The 4,959-nt window shown below is 65.4% G+C and carries 6 protein-coding genes and 1 pseudogene; 2 read left to right on the top strand and 5 right to left on the bottom strand.

Annotation, left to right across the window (positions count from 1 at the left end; genetic code table 11):
• On the top strand, positions 1-629 hold a 629-nt coding region (locus F6S12_RS29625; RefSeq protein WP_315869678.1), incomplete at its 5' end, for a LysR substrate-binding domain-containing protein.
• Positions 630-1,009: 380 nt separating this feature from the next.
• Here the strand turns inward: F6S12_RS29625 and trhA are convergent.
• Positions 1,010-1,627, bottom strand: a complete 618-nt coding sequence (trhA, locus tag F6S12_RS29630) for a PAQR family membrane homeostasis protein TrhA (RefSeq protein WP_011063984.1) — start codon at positions 1,625-1,627, stop codon at positions 1,010-1,012.
• 155 nt (positions 1,628-1,782) lie between these two features.
• Here trhA and F6S12_RS29635 point away from each other — a divergent pair, with 155 nt between their 5' ends.
• Positions 1,783-2,700 carry a LysR substrate-binding domain-containing protein gene (locus F6S12_RS29635; protein WP_077934903.1) on the top strand — a complete coding sequence of 306 codons (918 nt, stop codon included), beginning with the start codon at positions 1,783-1,785 and terminating at the stop codon, positions 2,698-2,700.
• Between the two features lie 10 nt (positions 2,701-2,710).
• On the opposite strand, the gene madM is transcribed toward F6S12_RS29635, so the two are convergent.
• From madM to F6S12_RS29655, 4 genes and pseudogenes are all read right to left on the bottom strand, one after another.
• A complete protein-coding gene (gene madM, locus F6S12_RS29640; protein WP_016968745.1) occupies positions 2,711-3,478 on the bottom strand; it encodes a malonate transporter subunit MadM in 768 nt (255 codons plus the stop codon).
• A gap of 5 nt (positions 3,479-3,483) precedes the next feature.
• The gene (madL, locus tag F6S12_RS29645) at positions 3,484-3,876 is read right to left on the bottom strand and encodes a malonate transporter subunit MadL (RefSeq protein ID WP_060841513.1); all 393 of its coding nucleotides are present in this window, start codon (positions 3,874-3,876) and stop codon (positions 3,484-3,486) included.
• A 67-nt stretch (positions 3,877-3,943) separates the two neighbouring features.
• Positions 3,944-4,879, bottom strand: a complete 936-nt coding sequence (gene mdcH, locus F6S12_RS29650; RefSeq protein ID WP_019095277.1) for a malonate decarboxylase subunit epsilon — start codon at positions 4,877-4,879, stop codon at positions 3,944-3,946.
• Positions 4,876-4,959 (bottom strand): annotated as a pseudogene (locus F6S12_RS29655) (phosphoribosyl-dephospho-CoA transferase); the annotation flags it as partial. The pseudogene F6S12_RS29655 and the gene mdcH, both read right to left, overlap by 4 nt.

The following is a 4,959-nucleotide window of genomic DNA, read 5'->3' on the forward strand; positions in this document are numbered from 1 at the left end:
TGCGCATCGGCGCCACACCGGCCCTGGCCCTGGCCTTGCTGCCGCCCGCCATCAGTGAATGGACCCGCCTTTACCCGGACAGCCTGTGCGAACTGTCCAGCGCCCATAGCCGCGAGCTGGTACAGAACCTGCTAATGCGCGAAATTGACCTGGCGCTGACCCTGCAACCCCCGGATCACCCGGGCCTGAGCGCCCAACCCCTGGCCCAGGGTGTGCTGGTGGCCCTGGCGCCGCTGGGCTTCTGGCCCGAGCACAGCCGCGGCCAGCCCCTGGCGCTGCAGGAGCTGGCGGACGCGCCACTGATTGGCCTGAGCAGCGCCGACCCGTTGTCGGCCCGGCTCGACAGCTACCTTAAGTCGGTGGAGCCGCCGCCGCGGGTGAGCATTGCCGTGCAGACCTATTCCCTGGCCCGGGCCATGGTCGAGTCCGGCGCCGGGCTGGCCCTGATTGACCCCTTCACCGCCCTGGGCGCCTCAACGGCCAACACCGCTATCCGCCCCTTGAGCCCGCCGCTGCCGATCACCCTGTACGCCGTGACCCGCGCCGCAGAACCGCCGCCCCACACCCTGGCCAGCCTGCTGGAAATCTTCGCCCGCCAGGCCCGGGCCCAGCTCGACCGCCCCTTGTAGGAGCTGGCTTGCCAGCGAAAACGTCCGCCAGCACGGTGCAAATCCAGAGGCCCCCTTCGCCGGCAAGCCGGCTCCTACACCAATCCACAACGCCCCGCCCCGTAGGAGCTGGCTTGCCAGCGAAAGCGTCCGCCAGCCCGGTGCTAATCCAGAGGGCCTCTTCGCCGGCAAGCCGGCTCCTGCACCAATCCACAACGCCCCGTAGGAGCTGGCTTGCCAGCGAAAGCGTCCGCCAGCACGGTGCAAATCCAGAGGGCCTCTTCGCCGGCAAGCCGGCTCCTACACCAATCCACAACGCCCCGTAGGAGCTGGCTTGCCAGCGAAGGCGTCCGCCAGCCCGGCGCAAATCCAGAGGACCCGCTGCGCCGGCCAGCCGGCCGCTACAGGACGTAGAACAGGATCGCGACGAAATGCAGCAGGCTGCCGGCGATCACGAACAGGTGCCAGATGCCGTGGGCATGACGCAGGCGGCTGTCGAGGGCAAAGAAGATGATGCCCACGGTGTACAGCACCCCGCCCGTGGCCAGCCAGGCGAAGCCGGCTGGCCCCAGGGCCGCCAGCAGCGGCTTGACCGCCACCAGGACGATCCAGCCCATCACCGCGTAGATCACGATGGAGAGAATCCGCGCCTCGGAGCGCGGCTTGATCTCCTGGAGGATGCCGATCAGCGCCAGCCCCCAGACGATGCCGAACAGGGTCCAGCCCCAGGGCCCGCGCAGGGTCACCAGACAGAACGGCGTGTAACTGCCGGCAATCAGCAGGTAGATCGAAAAATGATCAACCTTCTGCATGATGTTCTTCGCCCGTCCGCGCACGCTGTGGTAGACCGTGGACACGCTGTAGAGCACCAGCAAGGTGAAGGAATAGATCGCCACGCTGACGATCTTCCACGGGCTGCCATCCAGGCTGGCCAGCACCACCAGCCAGATGCCGCCGATAAACGCCGCGATTGCCCCCAGCAGGTGGGTCCAGGCGTTGAATCTTTCTCCGTGATACATCAGTCGCTCACCCTTGAAACATTGAAAAAACACGCAAGGCTCAGGCCTGCAGCTTGAAAGCGCAATATGTCTATTGGGGCGCGGCCGAGAAAAAACCAGCGGCCACGTCCTGACCGATCGGGCATCATCAGCCCCTCCTCAGCAGAGTCCGGACCATGCTCATCGACGAAGAGTTGACCCTGAAAAAGCTCGAAGTGTTTCTGGCCTTCATGCGCACCGGCAACCTGGCACGCGCTGCCGCCGAGTTGCAGACCAGCAATGTCAGCGTGCACCGGGCCATCCACTCCCTGGAAAATGCCCTGCGCTGCCCGCTGTTCAAGCATGAAGGGCGCAACCTGACGCCCCTGGAAAGCGCCTTCGTCCTGGAAGAACGGGCACAGAAGCTGGTGCAGGACGTGGTCGAGAGCGTGCGCCTGACCCGCGAAGCCGCGGGCTTTTCAGCAGAACGCTTCAAGCTCGGCGCACTTTACTCGCTAACGGTGAAAACCGTGCCGCAGCTGATCATGGGCCTCAAGCTGCGCCGCAGCGAGCTGAACATCGACCTGATCCTGGGCTCCAACATCGACCTGTTGTACAAGCTCAAGAACATGGAAGTGGACGCCATCCTGATTTCCCTGGACGACAGCGCCCATGACCCGGACTGCGAGCAACTGCCGTTGTTTTCCGATGACATTTTTCTCGCCACCCCCGCCGATTCGCCCTTTGCCCAGCAGAGCGAAGTGGACCTGGCCGACGTGCGCGACGCCACCTTCATCACCCTGACCCAGGGCTTTGCCACCCATCAGGACGGGGTGCGAGTGTTCAAGCAGGCGGGGTTCGAACCCAAGGTGGCGATGCAGGTCAACGACATCTTCACCCTGCTGAGCATGGTCAGCTCCGGGGTCGGTTATGCGTTGCTGCCGGGAAGGATCGCGGCGGTGTATGAGAACCGCGTGAAACTGATACCACTGCAGGCGCGCTACCGCCTGCAGCAGCATATCGGCGTGGTGTTTCTCAAGGCCAAGGAGCGCGACCCGAACCTGTTGGCGCTCCTGGCCGAATGCCGGATGTACGCCAACCGGCAAAGTACCTAGAGGCCGGTGCCTACGCGCCCAGCAGGCCGCGCATCAGCAGGAACAGCAACGACGGCCCCAGCAGGCAACCCAGGGCGGTGTAGAACGCCGCCGTCAGGCAACCGTAGGGCACCAACTTCGGATCGGTGGCCGCCAGCCCCCCGGCAACACCGCTGGAGGTGCCCATCAGGCCGCCGAAGATCACCGCGCTGCGCGGGTTGTTGAGGCCGATCAACGGCGCCACGAACGGCGTCATCACCATCACCAGGATCGCCTTGATCAAGCCCGCGGCAATCGACAGCGCCATGACTTCGGAACTGGCGCCAATCGCCGCCCCGGTCACCGGACCGACGATGTAGGTCACCGCCCCGGCGCCAATGGTGGTCAGGCTCACCGCATCGGTATACCCAAAGGCCATGGCCACGCCGACTCCAGCCACAAAGGACGAGCCGACCCCGACGAACAGCGCCAGTACGCCGACGAATCCGGCGCGCTTGAGCTCCTCGACACTGACCCCGAAGGCCGTGGCGACAATCGCGAAGTCCCGCAGCATTGCCCCGCCCAGCAGGCCGATGCCCGAGAGCAGCGGAATGTCCACCACGCCCTTCTGCCCACCGGTGAAAGCACCGCCCACATAGGACAGCACCAGCCCCAGCAGAATGGCGATGGCCGAGCCGTGCAGGCGGCCCTTGGTAAAGGTGTTGGAGATCCAGTAGGACACCCACATGGTGATCCCGATCACCGCAAAGCCGCTGATCAGCCCGTAGCCGGTAATGACCTTCATCATCGATTCGTACATGGCCCTTACCCCACTGTTTTCTGAGCAACGGCAGCATCAGGCGCCTTGTTGCCGATGCGCACCAGCACCGGTACCAGGGCGAAGGCGATCACCACCGCCAAGGTACCGGCGAGAATCGCCATCGGACCGCCCTTGAGCGCGCCATAGACGTTCTGCTGGGCGGCCATGGCCACCACGATGGGGATGTACACTGCGCCCCAGAACTCCACGCCCTGTTCGGACTTGCCGGCGAACAGCCCGCGCTTGTGCAGGTAACTGCCCAGGCCGATCAACAGCAGCATGGCGATACCGACCCCGCCGACATTGGCCGGCACGCCGATCAATTTGCCCAGCAGCTCACCGATGAAAATACCCACCAGGGTACAAAAGGCCAGGAAGGCCACACCGTAGATAATCATTGTCGTAGTCCTCAAAGTGCATCGTCGAAGTTGTTGTTCTTGTGCTTCGTCAGCCTGAGTCGGTGCTCTATCGGTCGCGGCTTCCCTCCTCACTCAACAGGGCTTGCAGGGTGTCCAGGCGCGCGCCGTCGAAGGCGATCACCGTCCCTTGGGCAAACACCCGGCGGGCCAGCCCGGTCAGTACCGCGCCGGGAGGCAATTCGATCTGCAGGCGCACCCCGCGCTCGTAGGCGCTTTGCACCGTGCCGCGCCAGTCGACGACGCGGCACATGTTGAAGGCCAGGTCGTCGCGCAACGCTTCCACGGAGCGCATGGGCCGCGCTCGGCTGCCACTGAGGTAGCCCAGCTTCGGCAGTTGCAGGGGTACCTCGGCAAAGGCGGCAGCCAGAGCCTGGGCCGGTTGTTCCAGCAGTGGGCAATGGGACGGCACGCTGACCGCCAGGCGCTTGGCCACGCCGACCCCGCAACCCCGGGCCAACTCGGCCACGGCATGCATCGCGGCATCGCTGCCGGCGATCACCACCTGGTTGTCGGCGTTGATATTGGCCAGGTACACCGGCCTCTGCGGGCTGTGGACCTGGGCCAGCAGCCCTTCCACCGCCGCCAGTTCCAGGCCGATCAATGCGGTCATGCCATAGCCCTGTGGATAAGCCTGCTGCATCAACTCACCCCGCAGGCTCACCAGGCGCAAGGCGTCGGCAAACTCCAGGGCCCCGGCCACCACCGCCGCCGGATAGGCGCCGATGGACAGGCCCGCCACGTAGTTCACCCGAGTATCGGGCTGCAACAGAGTGCGCGCCGCCGCCACGCCGGCGATCAGCAGGCACAGCTGCACCGCCCGGGTGCTGGCCAGGGCTTGGGGTGAATCCAGCGTCAGTACGTCCTGCCCCAACACATCGCTGGCCTCTTGCAGGCAGGCCCGCGCTTGCGGGCTTTGCGGCAGACGCTGGAGCATCCCCGGCTGCTGCGCGCCCTGGCCCGGAAACACCAGCAGGCTGCTCATGCCGCCTGCTCCTGAGGGTTCCAGGGGTCGCTGACCAGGCGCGCGCCACTGGCGCTCTTGAGCAGAACCCGGGCAGCCGG

The organism is Pseudomonas sp. JV245A (genome assembly GCF_032424515.1).
Classification (GTDB): domain Bacteria; phylum Pseudomonadota; class Gammaproteobacteria; order Pseudomonadales; family Pseudomonadaceae; genus Aquipseudomonas; species Aquipseudomonas protegens.